The sequence below is a fragment of the Cylindrospermopsis sp. CR12 genome (genome assembly GCF_001432185.1).
Lineage (GTDB): Bacteria > Cyanobacteriota > Cyanobacteriia > Cyanobacteriales > Nostocaceae > Raphidiopsis > Raphidiopsis raciborskii.
Genome location: NZ_LMVE01000104.1, coordinates 23859 through 38688 on the forward strand (window position 1 = coordinate 23859; position 14830 = coordinate 38688).

11 protein-coding genes and 1 pseudogene are annotated in these 14830 nt (G+C 37.9%); 6 read left to right on the forward strand and 6 right to left on the reverse strand.

Annotation, left to right across the window (positions count from 1 at the left end; genetic code table 11):
* Positions 1-207 precede the first annotated feature (207 nt).
* The gene (locus tag ASL19_RS11660; RefSeq protein WP_057178476.1) at positions 208-2148 is read left to right on the forward strand and encodes an acetate--CoA ligase family protein; all 1941 of its coding nucleotides are present in this window, start codon (positions 208-210) and stop codon (positions 2146-2148) included.
* On the opposite strand, the gene ASL19_RS11665 is transcribed toward ASL19_RS11660, so the two are convergent.
* Positions 2119-3375: a glycosyltransferase gene (locus ASL19_RS11665; RefSeq protein ID WP_057178477.1), complete on the reverse strand. Its 1257-nt coding sequence runs from the start codon at positions 3373-3375 to the stop codon at positions 2119-2121. The two genes, ASL19_RS11660 and ASL19_RS11665, sit on opposite strands and share 30 nt — an antisense overlap.
* A gap of 147 nt (positions 3376-3522) precedes the next feature.
* Here ASL19_RS11665 and cofH point away from each other — a divergent pair, with 147 nt between their 5' ends.
* The 5 genes from cofH (at position 3523) to ASL19_RS11690 (ending at position 9901) form a co-directional block, all read left to right on the forward strand.
* Positions 3523-4722, forward strand: a complete 1200-nt coding sequence (cofH, locus tag ASL19_RS11670) for a 7,8-didemethyl-8-hydroxy-5-deazariboflavin synthase subunit CofH (RefSeq protein ID WP_057178478.1) — start codon at positions 3523-3525, stop codon at positions 4720-4722.
* Between the two features lie 31 nt (positions 4723-4753).
* On the forward strand, positions 4754-5152 hold the full coding sequence (psb27, locus tag ASL19_RS11675) for a photosystem II protein Psb27 (RefSeq protein WP_057178479.1): 399 nt from the start codon (positions 4754-4756) through the stop codon (positions 5150-5152).
* A gap of 249 nt (positions 5153-5401) precedes the next feature.
* Positions 5402-7639 (forward strand): hypothetical protein, encoded by a 2238-nt coding sequence (locus ASL19_RS11680; RefSeq protein WP_057178480.1) that lies wholly within the window; start codon positions 5402-5404, stop codon positions 7637-7639.
* Between the two features lie 321 nt (positions 7640-7960).
* Entirely contained in the window at positions 7961-8743 is a 783-nt protein-coding gene (locus tag ASL19_RS11685; RefSeq protein ID WP_057178481.1) for a PIG-L deacetylase family protein, read from the forward strand.
* A gap of 45 nt (positions 8744-8788) precedes the next feature.
* Positions 8789-9901 (forward strand): glycosyltransferase family 4 protein, encoded by a 1113-nt coding sequence (locus ASL19_RS11690; RefSeq protein ID WP_057178482.1) that lies wholly within the window; start codon positions 8789-8791, stop codon positions 9899-9901.
* A 68-nt stretch (positions 9902-9969) separates the two neighbouring features.
* Here ASL19_RS11690 and ASL19_RS11695 read toward each other — a convergent pair whose 3' ends face one another.
* The 5 genes and pseudogenes from ASL19_RS11695 to ASL19_RS18650 all read right to left on the reverse strand — a co-directional run.
* On the reverse strand, positions 9970-10881 hold the full coding sequence (locus ASL19_RS11695) for an aspartoacylase (RefSeq protein WP_057178483.1): 912 nt from the start codon (positions 10879-10881) through the stop codon (positions 9970-9972).
* Between the two features lie 56 nt (positions 10882-10937).
* A complete protein-coding gene (locus tag ASL19_RS11700) occupies positions 10938-12362 on the reverse strand; it encodes an O-antigen ligase family protein (protein ID WP_057178484.1) in 1425 nt (474 codons plus the stop codon).
* Positions 12363-12367: 5 nt separating this feature from the next.
* Positions 12368-13324 (reverse strand): glycosyltransferase family 2 protein, encoded by a 957-nt coding sequence (locus tag ASL19_RS11705; protein ID WP_057178485.1) that lies wholly within the window; start codon positions 13322-13324, stop codon positions 12368-12370.
* Positions 13242-14444, reverse strand: a complete 1203-nt coding sequence (locus ASL19_RS11710) for a glycosyltransferase family 4 protein (protein ID WP_057178486.1) — start codon at positions 14442-14444, stop codon at positions 13242-13244. Before ASL19_RS11710 ends, ASL19_RS11705 begins: the two co-directional genes overlap by 83 nt.
* Before the next feature lie 165 nt (positions 14445-14609).
* A pseudogene (locus ASL19_RS18650) lies at positions 14610-14830 on the reverse strand (glycosyltransferase family 2 protein); the annotation flags it as partial.

A 14830-nucleotide genomic window follows, 5' to 3' on the forward strand; every position in this document is an offset into this window, starting at 1 on the left:
AATAAACTTGAGGTAAATTGAAATTATCCTACAGAATGACTAGAGATGATTTGATAAAACAAAGACTAGGAGTTGTTATGGGAGCAGGGTGTCATTAGTTAGGTATATCAATGTGAAATAATGTCAGGGTGAAAACCTTTGTTGCATCTAATTAATTTTTGTTATTCCTCCACAATTCTGTCCCGATCTAAGGATAACTGAAAATCAATGGTTCGAGAACAAACAACAGATCTTCATGTAAATACTAGAAAAACAGATGTATTTGATATTTTTAACTTCAAGTATTATATTGGACCAAATCCCTATTTAGATACAGCAGCCATAGTATTTGACTTCGCCTTGACTGAACATCAAGATCCCCTACCGATGGAAGACTATGTTCACACTATTAGTGATTTTTATCCCCAGTTAGCTGAACAAACCTATGAATTATATGCTGATTTATTTGCTCGAGTTGTATCAGAAGTTAATAAATTAGATATATCCCTATATTTCAATCTTTACAGTATAAATTCATATCATTCCTATGTAAAGATTGCCATTCAAGCATTGCATGAACATACAGCCAAGTCAGTAGTTTACTTAGTTTGGGACTGGTTTGAAAATATTAGCAAAGAACGGTATTTCCCCCTTGAAGAGAGACTGATAAAATTACAAGATCAATTTCGTAAATCTGTTTATGGTGGACCGACTGTCTATGCTTTATGGCAAACTGCTTACCAACAGGGTATTCCTACTTTTTATCTATGGGAAGAGGGGTTAATGCAATATGGTTATGGAAAAAAACAGCTGAGGGGAATTGGGACCACCTTTGATGTTGATAGTCATCTGGATTCCGAATTTACCACTCGTAAAGATGACTGTAAGGAATTTTTGAACCGATTGGGTTTTCCTGTCCCCAAAGGTGATATTGTAACTTCAGAAAGACAAGCTCTAGCTGTAGCTCAAGAAATTGGTTACCCCGTTGTCATTAAACCTGTGTCTGGTCATAAAGGAATTGGTGTTACCCCTAATATAAGAGACTCGAGAAAATTAAAATCTGCTTATGAGTTAGCAGTTTCAGCAATTCCTAAAGACCTGTCAGTTAGAGTGATTGTTGAAGAAAGTATCTGGGGAAAAGATTTTCGTTTGTTGTGTGTGAATGGTAAATTTGTTGCTGCAACAGAACGCCGTCCACCGTCGATAGTTGGGGATGGTTATTCGACAATTGAGGAACTAATTGCCAGAGAAAATAATCAACCACAAAGAAGAGATACCCCCACTTCTTCTATGAGTAAGATTGTGATTGATCGGGCTATGGAACGATATTTATATGGTCAAAGACTAGATTTAGATAGTGTAATTGAGAAAAATCGCATTATTTATCTTTCTGATGTTGCTAATATCTCTTCCGGTGGTGTTAGCATTAATGCTACTGATAAAATTCATCCAGACAATATTATTCTTGCAGAGGAAATTGCTCAAAATTTTCGCCTCACTTGTTTGGGGATTGATGTAATCGCTAAAAATATTGCCCATTCTTGGCGATATGGTAATTTTGCTGTTTTGGAAATTAATGCAGCACCGGGTATTTTTATGCATGTTAATCCTGTTATTGGTAAAAGTGTTGATGTTCCGCACTATATTCTATCACAGTTTTTCCCCTCTGCTGAGGATGCTAGAATCCCAATTATAACTTTTAATCGAATTACTAAGATGGCTTTACTGCATACTATTGCTTACTTGTTGTCAGAATATCCAAAATTAAAAATCGGCGGTGTTTCTCGTGAAGGTTCGTTTTTAAATCTTGCTCAGAGATTTTTTCATGAAGATTATAATCGCAATGTTCAAAGTTTGTTACGTCATCCCCAACTGGATTTATTTATTGCTGAATATTCTGGGGATATTTTAGAAAGTATGGGAATGGTTTATAAAGGTAGTAATATTGTTGTTTTAGATCATCCCACTGCAGCTGAGATGGTCTTGTTAAGAGATGCGATAGATGGTTCTATAGTTATTACCAGACAAAAACAAAATGTTTCCATTCGACATAAGGGGGTCGTCCAACATTTGATTGTCAGATCAGATGTGGAGTTTTGCAATCTTTATCTGGAGAGAATTTCACAATTTATTCTAATGTCACTTGATGTCTGTTACCCGCCAACTTAATTTTAAATTAAGCCAAAAATTCCAAATTGTGGTCACGCCAATTGCTATGAGGTTTGCAATATAACGATTGGAAATTAAAAATTGAACCAGAAATTTTAATATCAATACATTTATCATTAAACCCGCTAAACAAATCAAGTTGAATTTATAAAATCTCTTTATTCGCTGTTTCCAACTCCGTTGTTGGATAGAAATATCCCCAAATGTCCATGCATCATTCCACAGGAAATTATTGAAAATTGCCAGCTCCCCAGCTAGGATTTTGCTACCAATTAGGGGTAAAGCTAAAGTATCACTCAATAAGTACAGCACGACCGTATCTACAAACACCCCACTTAGTCCCACTAAACCAAATCGCATAAATCTACCTAGAGGAAGGGTAATTTGTAAGTTGAATTTCTGACTGATTTTTCCTAATCTTCCCGTAGATAAACGTAGACGTATTAGGTGTTGAATGTATTCTAGATACTGCTTCCAAGTTACTTTACTTTCCCCCTCCTCGCGTTCACAGAATACATAACCAACTTCCCCAATTTCTTTGACTTTTCCCCTTGCAATTACTTCTAAAATAATTTTATAGCCTATGGGGTTCATCTCTACTCCAGCGATCGCATTTCGACGTACCATAAAATAACCACTCATGGGGTCACTAACTTTACCTAGGATATGTGGTAAAATAACCAACCCTAAAATTTGGGCTCCACGGGATAGAAATCGTCTGACTAGGTTCCAGCTACTAACACCACCACCATCCACATGACGACTGGCCACGGCTAAATCAGCTCCCCTTTTGATTTGGGATAACAGTTGTAATAGTATCTCTGGAGGATGCTGTAAATCCCCATCTATTACCCCCAAAACTTGCCCTTTGGCAGCTTGCCAACCTCTAATTACTGCTGAGGACAAACCTCTTTCCTGTTGACGACGCATCACTCGCAATTGGGGATATTCTGGAATTAATGATTCTGCTACTTGCCATGTCAAGTCGGGACTATTATCATCAACTACTATTAGTTCGTAGTTATTGGGAATACTCTCCTCTAGTATGCTGTTGATGATGTTAATCATTTTATGAATGTTTTCTCGCTCTTGATAGGTGGGAATTACCAAGGATAAGAGAACAACATCATCATTCCACCCCAACTCGAAAGCTGGATATTCGGCAATTTTTAAGGGACCCGTGGGGGTAATTAATTTTGATTTTTCCACAAGTTGTGCTATTTCCATGACTTTGACGCTGGAACATCATACCGCAAATACATAAGATGTAAAATCGGCTTTTAATGTTAAATTAGGTTAACTATCGTTAATTTTTGTTTTTCCGCTTATTTACTTATTGACATACTACTTGTCCTACCAAAAAAATCAAAACCAGTGAATAATATAACATTAACTCCTATCAACCCTATTTTAGAGCGATCGCTACTAGGATCAGATATATCACCATCAGAGGCAGTAATTTTACTAAAGCAAACTGATCCAGAAACTATAAATACCATTCGGGAAACAGCTGACAAGCTCCGCCAAAAACAAGCAGGAGAGGAGGTGACCTACGTTATCAATAGGAATATTAACTTTACCAACATCTGTGAACAACATTGTAGTTTTTGTGCATTTCGAAGAGATGATAGTGATGAGGATGCCTATTGGCTAGATTGGTCACAAATTTTGGAAAAGTCTGCGGATGCGGTAAGTCGAGGCGCAACGGAAATTTGTATGCAGGGAGGACTCAACGCAAAAGCCCAAATCCATGGTAAGTCTCTACTATATTACATTAAACTAATAGAAACTATTAAACAAAACTTTCCTCAACTACATATACATGCTTTTTCTCCTCAAGAGATACAATTTATTGCAAAACTAGACAGTATTTCTTATGAGCAAGTAATTACAGATTTAAGAGATGTAGGTTTGGGTTCCATACCAGGAACAGCAGCAGAAGTGTTGGATGATGAGGTGAGAAAAGTATTATGTCCCGAAAAGATCAACACAGCAACATGGCTGGAAATTGTCACTACGGCCCACCAATTGGGTTTATGCACCACCAGCACTATGTTGTCTGGACATATTGAAACTCCAGAACAGCAAATTACACATCTAGAAAAACTGCGCCAACTCCAGCAAGCAGCACACGAAAAAGAATACCCAGGTCAAATTACCGAATTTATTTTACTTCCGTTTGTGGGTCAAGATGTACCAAAACCCCTACGTCGTCGAGTTGGTAGAGACCAACCCATTTTAGCTGATGCACTCTTATTAACAGCAGTAGCAAGAATATTTTTGGGTAAGTACATACCTAATCATCAACCAAGCTGGGTTAAATTAGGACTGACCGGTGCTATGGAAGCTTTAAATTGGGGTTGTAACGATATTGGAGGGACTTTAATGGAAGAACATATTACTACTATGGCTGGTGCAATTGGTGGCACATGTGTGGAAGTAGAAACCCTACAAAATGCCATCCTATCTTTAAATAGACCGTATCAACAGCGTAATACCCTGTATGTTCGCTTGTCTCCGGATTTCAACAACAGAGAGAAGTCAATCCCCGGATACCAATCCAAGATAGGATGAAACTTGATTTACCTTTTTGTTTTAATTGGATATGAAGAGTTATTGGTCGCGTTTGCTGGCACTGATTTTAGTGATTACCATTGGTTTGATGGGTTGTTCCGGTACTCCCGATAGTTTGACTGGAGATTATCGTCAAGACACTCTAGCAGTTGTTAAAGTGATGAGACAAGCCGTGGAATTATCACCTAATGACCCTAATAAAGCAGCAATTCAAGCGGAAGCACGTCAAAAAATCAATGACTTTTCTGCCCGTTATCAGCGTTCTAGTTCAGTTTCTAGTTTAAGCTCCTTTACGACTATGCGAACTGCGCTCAATGCTTTGGCAGGTCATTACAGTTCCTACCCCAATCGTCCCGTACCCCAAAAGCTAAAAGATCGCTTGGAATTTGAGTTTAATCGTGTTGAATTGGCGCTCAAGCGTGGTTACTAATTATCGGTTCCAATTTGATCAGGTTAAGTATTTTTTATAAGCAGGCTTGTCCTGCTTTTTCTATGAGATCACGTTATAAAAAACTGGTAAATACGGCCCATCTAAGTTGAAATTGTTCCTAGTAAGATAGAATTAAAGGAGATTATTTTTTTGATGAAGATTTGACAAATTTCATAGAAACAGGAAATTTCAGCTGTTAGGTTATTAGTGGTTGATGATCTTGCTATTGTGCCTCCCTAATTAGCGAAAATGAATTTATTTCCCAACAGCTCTATTGTTTATCAGAAATATATGAGAATTGTTCATCAAATTGTTCATCAAATTCATAAGATTCTTAGTAGTTTATTTTCTCAAAAGTCCTCTTTACTCAAATCTGGAAACATAGGTTTTCAGATGTTACTGGTCACAATTTGTGGATTGATAATAATTTCTAGCACCACAGCATCTGGATTTGAATACACAACATCCTGGGTAGGTAATACTATAGGTAAGGGAAAACTGAGGGTACAAAATAATATAGAAGCTATGTATGTGACAGCCAATGGGCTGATTTACACAAATAGTATTTGGGATGAAAATGGAGGAGAAGCAGGAATATATGAAAATGGTAAACCCATTGCATTTTTAGAAGATTTACATGGTTGGTATCGTCTTGGTGGTCGAGCAGTAACTGCAAATAATAAATATATTTATGTAGCCATGAGTCAAGGATCACTCCAAGGTGAAAAAGGAGGTGACAAAGATAGTTATCCACCCCAAAATAAAACTTGGTATTGTGTTAGACGTTATAATTTACAAGGAAAACCTATTGCTTTTACCCAAGGTAAGGGTTGGGACAAAAGTATGTTGGTTATTAGTGACCAAGCGGAAGTAACCGGGTTGGCCACCCTTGGTGATAAATTGTTTGTCAGTCATGGGGGTAGTAATATGGTGAGAATTTTTCATAGGGAAACTATGGAAGAAATTGGCAGATTCCCTGTAGAAAATCCTGGAGGAATAGCTATTGATCAGCAGAATAATTTGTGGATTATCCAAAATAAAAAAGGGAACAAATCTGGAAAAGTATTGCACTACAGTCCCTCTGGGAAAAAATTGCCACAAGAAATTATGGATGTGCAAGATCCAACAGCGATCGCCATGGATCCGAAAAATAGATTATTGGTTGCAGAAAATAGTGAACGCCAGCAGATAGTAATTTATGAAATAAAGAATCAACCTTTACAGGTGGGAACTTTTGGAGATAAAAAAGGTATTTATGGTGGTGTACCGGGAGCAGTTAGAGATTTAAAACTCTATGGTATTACTGCCATTGGTACGGATCGAGTAGGCAATCTATATATTAATAGTAATGGATTTAATAGATCGGGAACAGATCTGAGGAAATTTTCTCCTTCAGGAAAATTACAATGGCAATTACTGGGTTTAATATTTGTGGATAATGGGGATACGGATCCGCAAAGTGACGGGACAGTCATCTTCACCAAACATGAAAAATACCTAGTAGATTATAGTAAACCCATTGGTAAACAATGGACTTATCAGGCCTATACTTTAAACCCTTTTAAATATCCTCAAGACCCTCGGTTACACACCGCCCCTGATGGTCCGATTTTTCGCCGTATTCAAGGCAAACCATTTTTATTTCTGACGGACATGTTTGGGCGTTTATTACAAATTTATCGCTTTCAACCACAAACTGATGGGGAAATTGCAGTTCCTGCAGGGATGTTTGTGGGAACTAATGATAAAGGTAAAGCCATTAATGGTAATTGGCCTCCCCTTCAACCAAGTAAGGGAGAATGGATTTGGCGTGATAAGAATGGTAATGGTGCATTCGAACAAAATGAGTATGAAAGCAGCGAAGATTATTTATATATAGGTGGTTGGTGGGTAGATACTAAAGGGGACGTATGGAAAACCCTACGGACTGAGGATGGTATTCGTCACTATCCTCTACAGGGATTGGATAGTCGGGGAAATCCAATTTATAGCTATGGTTCTATGAAAAGAGAAAGAACTCCTCGTATGTTTCGAGATTTGCGCAGGATTGAATATTTCCCAGACACAGATACTATGTATTTGTCTGGTTTTACAGTTGATCATCCTTCCGTTGGTGATGATACCGGGGTTGTGGGATCAGAAATTATCCGCTTTGATCGCTGGAGTCAAGGAAATCGCACTCCCAAATGGCGAGCAGTAATTCCCTATGACAATACAGGTCAACGAGAAGTATCTACTGCTGCTATGAGCGTAGCAGGAGATTATGTATTTGCTGTTACAGTTAAAACTGCGGAGGTCTATGTTTATAGAAACGATACGGGAAAATTTGTGCGCAAATTTGGTCCAGGTCCAGAAGTCGGTAAGGAAAGTGGTTGGGTGGATATTCCCCATGGTATTCGAGCTTTTCGTCGTCGCAATGGTGAATACTTATTGTTTGTAGAGGAGAATAGAAATGGCAAGGTGATTATTTATCGGTTCCGTTTTTAAAAACAATGACCATCTTCATATTCACATTCTGAATTTACACAATCAACAAATATCAGGTGTCTACATTCATTATCATAGTGAATAGGTTGTTAAGTAGGTGAGTGGAATTAAACATAAGATGAACGTAGGTTGGGTTGAGGAACGAAACCCAACGCCCCCATGGGTTACCCTACCACTAACCCATCCTACAAATAATTGTGCCTCCCTACTTAGCTAAATTCTGGCTTTAGCTATAACGCCTATGACCATGGGATTGATGTTCATTAACAAGTTGATCCGTAATTAATAAATGACGGTTTTATGAGTAGTTTTATGAGGAATATGCAAAAAACAACTTTGAGTAAATTACAAAGATTAATTCCCATTCATTTTTTAAGTACCATTCAGTATATCCATGCCTGTTTACTTTCGCACTGGATTTTACGATGGGGGAGTCAACCAATAGCATTGACCACAGCACCAGTTATGGTTTTCTCCCCCCATCAGGATGATGAGACTTTTGGCTGCGGGGGAATGATTGCTCGCAAACGACAACAGGCAATTAGGGTGGGAGTGGTGTTTCTTACCGATGGAAGAGGTTCCCATGGACTAGAACCTAATATCCAAAATCAGGTTATGCAAATTCGTCAGCAGGAGTCCCTACAAGCATTAGAAATTTTGGGAGTTCCCCAAACAGAAATTAAGTTTTTAAATAGGGAGGATGGCAGTTTATTAGATTTGAATATTTCTCAAAAAAGACAACTGATCTCAGAAATAGTTACTTTGTTAAGAGATTATCAACCAGGTGAGGTTTATGTGCCTCATTTTAAGGATTGTCACAGAGATCACGAGGCTACATATTCTCTGGTAAAAGAGGCGATCGCCGAAAGTGGAATCAGCGTAGAACTTTTGCAGTACCCTATTTGGATTTTTTGGAGATCACCATTATTTATTCTGTTAAAATTACGGGATATTGCCCCAGCTTATAGATTATCAGTTGCACAAGTTCAATCTCAAAAACAACAGGCGATCGCCGCCTATTCTTCTCAAATATCCACTCTTCCTCGGGGCTTTATTAAGAGATTTTTACAAGCGGAAGAAATCTTCTTTAAAACGGAATATTAATTCTAGAGAAAATCAGTTTAAAAAAATACTGAGGAGTAAAAATAAATGCGAATTTTACACTTAACTAACCATATTCAAAATGTTGGTAACGGTATTGTCAATGTGGCAGTAGATTTGGCTTGTTTACAAGCCACAGACGGTTTAGAAGTGGCAATTGCTTCCCTGGGAGGAGAATACGAAATACTCTTAGAAAAGTATGGTATTTCTCACTTTGAATTAGACCAGTCCCGGAGAGTAACCAAGTTAATTAAGGCAGTTTATTCCTACCGGGACATAATTAAAAAATTTCAACCTGATATAGTTCATTGCCACATGATGACAGGAGTTTTACTAGCAGGAATTTTTAGAAATAATCATGAATATGGTTTAGTTGCTACAGTGCATAATGAATTCCAACGCAGTGCAATATTAATGGGATTAGCAGATCGGGTAATTGCAGTCAGTCATGCGGTGGCTAATTCGATGATCCGTCGTGGAATCCCATCCCGAAAATTGCGGGTAGTTGCTAATGGCACTTTGGGGAGTCCCAGACATAAAAAAATTCAAGAATATCAACCTATGAAATTACATCATCCAGCTATTACTACAGTAGCAGGAATGTACACGCGCAAAGGCATTAGTGAATTAATTCAAGCCTTTCAAATCATTGCCCAGGATTTTACTCAAGCTCATCTCTATATTGTGGGTGAAGGTCCCGATCGGACTATGTTTGAAGCCATGGTACAAAAGTGTGGGGAACTTAAACATCGTATTCATTTTGAAGGATTTCAACCGGAACCACAAAGATATATGTTATCAACAGATATCTTTGTTTTGGCTTCCCATTGTGAGTCATTTGGCTTGGTTCTCACGGAAGCTAGAGAAGCTGGTTGTGCTATTGTTGCTACTGATGTAGATGGCATTCCAGAAACTTTAGATTATGGTCAAGCAGGTATTTTAGTTCCTCCTCAAGATAGTCAAAGTTTGGCTTATGCTTTAATCCAACTTTTGAGGGATCGCCATAAGCTACAAGCTTGGAAATTACGTGGTCAACAAAATCTTCAAAGATTTAGCACCACACGTGTGAGTGAGGAAACTTTGAGCATATACCGGGAATTAAGCAACAAATATAATGTCTTCTCCCCTATTGACACCAGGCAATTGGTAACGGGTAAGTAGCTATATTTCGAGCATAATTTAAAAGTCTAGACTAAGCCATATTGTTATCTCTCAATCGTCTATATAAACTATATATCAACTAATTTCTTCTGCGTCAAATGCATGGCAATTCCTTTTTCGTAATAGGCAGCTTCATTAATAAAAACTGGATAAACTGTAGACTCTCCTTGATAGAAAACCTCTTGATTATCAAAGGTCAGAAAAATTGGTTCACCGAAATTTAGTGGTTGATAATCTTTATATTCAAGTTGGGGGTGAATCATCCCTTGGAGCTGACCTAATTCATTTCTGGGATAGTCAATCGTACCTATAAATTCATAAACTTTTAGTTTCTTCTCATTCGACTTCTGATTAATGCAAATTTTGCCTTGATTATAGGTTTCAAAAAAATCTAATATTGCATAAACTATTTTTGCTGTTTGTTGAAACAGTTGAGCATTTAAAACTCCTTGAGGGACAGGACCTACTTCTAATGTGAAACCTACTTCACTCAAAGAACGCAAAAAACCACCATCTGGCGTTACTGGGCGAAAACATACTTTAATTAGGGGACTTATACTGGTTAATTGCACTGCTAAAGTGACCAATATGGGGTGTATGTTACTAATGATTATACATAATCCCATATTGGCAGTGGTTGTATGTATGTCAATGATAGCATCTAACTTTTGGGGATGGTGTGGTTGCAGAAGTTGCCAAATTTCCTTAGCTCTTGATTCCTCATATATAGAAGTATTGGCATTGAATAATATGTCTTTGGTAAAACAACGATTCAAATCTTTATCAACATATCTTCTCCCAGCATTAATAGCTGGGGTGTTACCAAGTAAACAGATGGTTTCAAAAGTTTCTCTCTCAATTAAATTTCCATACTTTTCAAAGGTTTTGACCAAATAAACTCCAATCAGTTCATTACCGTGAATTCCTCCTGCAATTATTACTCGACTGATTTCACGATTAATTGGCTGGTATGCTAACATTTTGATGCCCTACTCTGATGTTTTTATTAGTCTAGCATCTTTGGTAGTTTGTTTTATTAATAATGGTGTTTATAATATTTATGGGCAGCCATAGATACAGCTAAGAACCCCCACATAATCATACCCGCAACACCTAACATCCCGCTGTAAATAATTAACTGGGCACATGAACTTATGCCAATAGCACGAGCTGCACTGATAAAAACATCCCGTTTAGCTTCAGTACAGTTAATCACAGCAACCAGGATCAGGACTAATCCGCTAGTATAGGGTATGGCACCAAACCAACCCAGGGTAAAAAACATATCTAAAATGCCACTGTCAATGACAACAACTTCAATCTGTCCTGTCTTTTCATTTACCTTCCAAATATTTCCTACTCCATTACCCAGAGGGGTAGAAAGTGCTAAGTTTAGATTCCTATCATAAGTTTTAGATCTGTCCTGAAAACTACTATCCTCTTCTAACTTGGAAAAACTTTCAAGCCGTGTGGTCACAACTTCAGAAATAGGTTTTATGGTGACTAAGGGTATAATACTAAGAACCATTATTAAAATGATTACTGCTAGGCGCATTTGAACTTTTGCTTTTACAGAACCTAGCATGATGAGAATTCCCAATAACCAACATCCCCAACTAGTGCGAACTTGTGACAGTAAAAATGACAAATACCCTACCACTGAAGCAGGAAAAATTAAAGGTCCATAACTGGTAAATAGCAATAGTAATCCTGTTTGCATAACCGCACCGAAAGTACCTGGTGAGTGCAGGATACTCCAAACTCTCATGCCAAATGGTTTGGGAGATCCAGCACTGGTAAACATTTTTGACTCTACTAACCAAAATCTGTCCCACTCAGGAGCAAATATAAATTGATATATCCCATAGGCTCCTATTAGTAAAACAGCCCAAATAAACACCCGTTGTATATTTTGGCGATAGCTGGGATAATCTCGCCAATTGATAAATAAATGAAAGCCAAAAATAATTGGAGTAAACCAGTCTAAAAAGCCTCGGATAACTGATATTGGTTGATTGTAAAGCAGTCCAACTAACAATCCATAAATAACAGCGATTAAGGCTAAGATAAACGGTAATCCCCCTTCTTTGAGAGCGCGAGGTAAGTTTTTAATTATCGAAGCAGTAGTTATCAGTACTACTAAATAAGGTGCTACTAAAATTTGACGGGTGGGATCCCAACCCACTCGATAATCTATTAATCTTGCTAATAATGGGGTAATAAACCATATCCACCAGGTAAAACCAAGATAGAGAATGGAATGACGCAAATATAAAAATATTCCCACTAGAAGGGCGCTAACAGGAAAAATAATTCTTAGTAAGTTGGCAGCACCGACAAAATAACAGGTACTTATAAATAGAATAAAGGAAAAAATGATTACCCAACTTTGGGCTGATCTATCTTCCGGGGAATAGGAGGATTGTAAAAAGCTATTGAAAAGCAGTTGTTTGGAAGTCACTTTTTTTAGGAGTTGGAAATTATCAATTGATTGGTTTTATTGGTTTGCCATGCTTGCCAACGCCCACGCAAAGAAGCGTGCAATTTTTTGGTAACAATTCTCCCTTGACTAGGTAAAAATCTTAACCATTGTACTATGCCTAAAGCATCTCTTGTTCCTATGAATATTGCCCATAATAAAAAAACGATTTGTCTGAAAGGTGGCAAGTATTCTAGTAAAACTAGGGTTTCATTATGAACTAGGTTGGTTAGGGCAATTTCATTGAAATTTTCCCTCTGATCTTCATCAAAACGTGTGGCTGGGTAGTGATCTACTGCTATATGGGGATCATAAATTATTTTCCATCCCGCACGTTTAAGAGCTAGGGTAAATGCCATTTCAAAATGTACTTGAGCTCCTGTACCGCGCATCCTTTCATCAAAAGTTAGTTTCCCTATGGACTGGGTGCGAAAACTCATGTTTACACCTTTGAGAACATCTACTTCGCGAGCTTTTCCTGTTCCTAGATGATGATTACCAATAACCCTTCCAAACCACTGTACACGTCCCACAACCGCACGGGAATCTCCCTCCACCTTATCTCCCCTATGTACCCAGTCTCTTCCACCTACTGCACCAATATCAGCATCTTTGGTGAAATGGGCAGTGATTTTTTCCAACCAGTCAGGATGGGGTGCAGCATCATCATCGGTGATGGATAGGACATCACCATTGACAACTTTTAATCCAGTGTTCAGAGCTTGTACTACTCCTGGTTTGGTAACTGTAACTATTTGCAATGGTAGGTTATCAGAAGATAGTTCACTTGGTAATTGATTTAAAAATTCCCAGGTCTGTGTATCCACATCCCTAACCACTATAATTATTTGATTAGCTGGTCTAGTTTGGGCTTGCAGTGCGACAAGGCAACGCCATAGATCGTGGGGACGACGATAAGTAGGGATAAGAACCGTATTGCGCATTTTGGATTACTTCATTAAATAAATCTAAATAGTTTTGTGCCATTATCTTCCAGCTATATTGCTCAGCAATAGCACGAGCAGCCTTGCCCATTTTTTGACGTAACTGATAATCGCTTTTTAGCAATTCTAAAGACTGAGCTAGGCTATTTATATCATTGCAGTCAGCTAATACAATTCCACAAGCAGGGGTAACTAGATCTGCTGCACCTGTGCTTTTGGACGTAATTACTGGTAAACCAGAAGCCATTGCTTCAATTACTACTAGTCCAAAAGGTTCATAACGGGAAGGAAATACAAAAAAATCTGCTGCTTTTTGCAGAAGTGGCATATCTCGACGATAACCTAAAAAATGTACTCGTTGACCTAATTGTAATTTTTCTACCATTTTGGGATAGGGACTATTTTTAGTTTCTCCCACCACGGCTAAATGTAAATCGGGAACTTTTACTAAGGCCTGAAGTACCGTATCTAAATTTTTGCGGGAGATACGAATATCTCCTGCAAACATTGCTAAAGTGACATTTTTTGGTAAACCTAATTCCTCCCTTTCTATGCTTCCCGGTGTGAATTCTTCTAGGTCTACTCCATTGGCAATCACGCGAATTTTTCTGGGATCTACACCAATATTTATTAGTTCCTCCGCCACTTTTGTGGAAACCGCTACCACAACTTTACTTTTGCGAAATGCCTGTTTTTCCCAATAGGAATTGATCCCGGTATATAGCCACTGATATAAACCATATAGGTCTCGATGCTCTTGAGAAATATGTACAGGCGATCGCCACCAAGAGTTATGAACAAAATGCACAGCATTTACGTCACTATTAACTCCAGTAATTGCACCATTAACTTTGACGATGTCAAGTTCTCCTCGATGATCTCGTAACCAGCTGCCACTTTTTTCGGCAAAGACCAAATTACGAATGAATTCAGTGGGATATTTATGGACAATGATTGGAACCCAATCAACGGAAATACTGTCTGCTAATTCAGGGGCGACTTCACTGGCCAATAATGTTAATTGATGACCACGACGTAACAATTCCATCGCTATTTCATAATTAACTCTACCCTGGCCATCACCTTTTCTAATCTTGTGGGTGACAATACAGATTTTCACTTCTCACCTCAAACTTCTAGTTGTTCTAGTCCTAAAAACTTCTGCTATTTTTTTACCATTATCTGTTATAAAACTAACAAAAAATCATCTCCCAAAATTTGTTTATTTACTCTATGCTATGATTATATAAAAAATCTGGCTAAGATCAAGATTAATATCTAATCTTCATGAAGTACTGCTCAAAAATTTATTAATTAATTTTGGATGGAAGAAACTAATTAATAAAGCAATAATAGTCCGGAAATTCAATCTTCCTTGCCGTAAAACTTGCCAAAAATAAGAACGTGCCGCAGATGGTTGATTTTCTCTTATCAGTCCAATGCCTAAGGTTGTGTGCGCTTCTAACCATAATTTTTTAAAGTGATTATAGAAAGACTGTAGATGGG

Excerpts from the sequence above, each read along its gene's own strand:
- ASL19_RS11660 (WP_057178476.1), top strand. The coding sequence starts at position 208 with ATGGTTCGAGAACAAACAACAGATCTTCATGTAAATACTAGAAAAACA.
- ASL19_RS11665 (WP_057178477.1), bottom strand. The coding sequence starts at position 3,375 with ATGGAAATAGCACAACTTGTGGAAAAATCAAAATTAATTACCCCCACG.
- psb27 (WP_057178479.1), top strand. The coding sequence starts at position 4,754 with ATGAAGAGTTATTGGTCGCGTTTGCTGGCACTGATTTTAGTGATTACC.
- ASL19_RS11680 (WP_057178480.1), top strand. The coding sequence starts at position 5,402 with ATGAATTTATTTCCCAACAGCTCTATTGTTTATCAGAAATATATGAGA.
- ASL19_RS11685 (WP_057178481.1), top strand. The coding sequence starts at position 7,961 with ATGCAAAAAACAACTTTGAGTAAATTACAAAGATTAATTCCCATTCAT.
- ASL19_RS11690 (WP_057178482.1), top strand. The coding sequence starts at position 8,789 with ATGCGAATTTTACACTTAACTAACCATATTCAAAATGTTGGTAACGGT.
- ASL19_RS11695 (WP_057178483.1), bottom strand. The coding sequence starts at position 10,881 with ATGTTAGCATACCAGCCAATTAATCGTGAAATCAGTCGAGTAATAATT.
- ASL19_RS11705 (WP_057178485.1), bottom strand. The coding sequence starts at position 13,324 with ATGCGCAATACGGTTCTTATCCCTACTTATCGTCGTCCCCACGATCTA.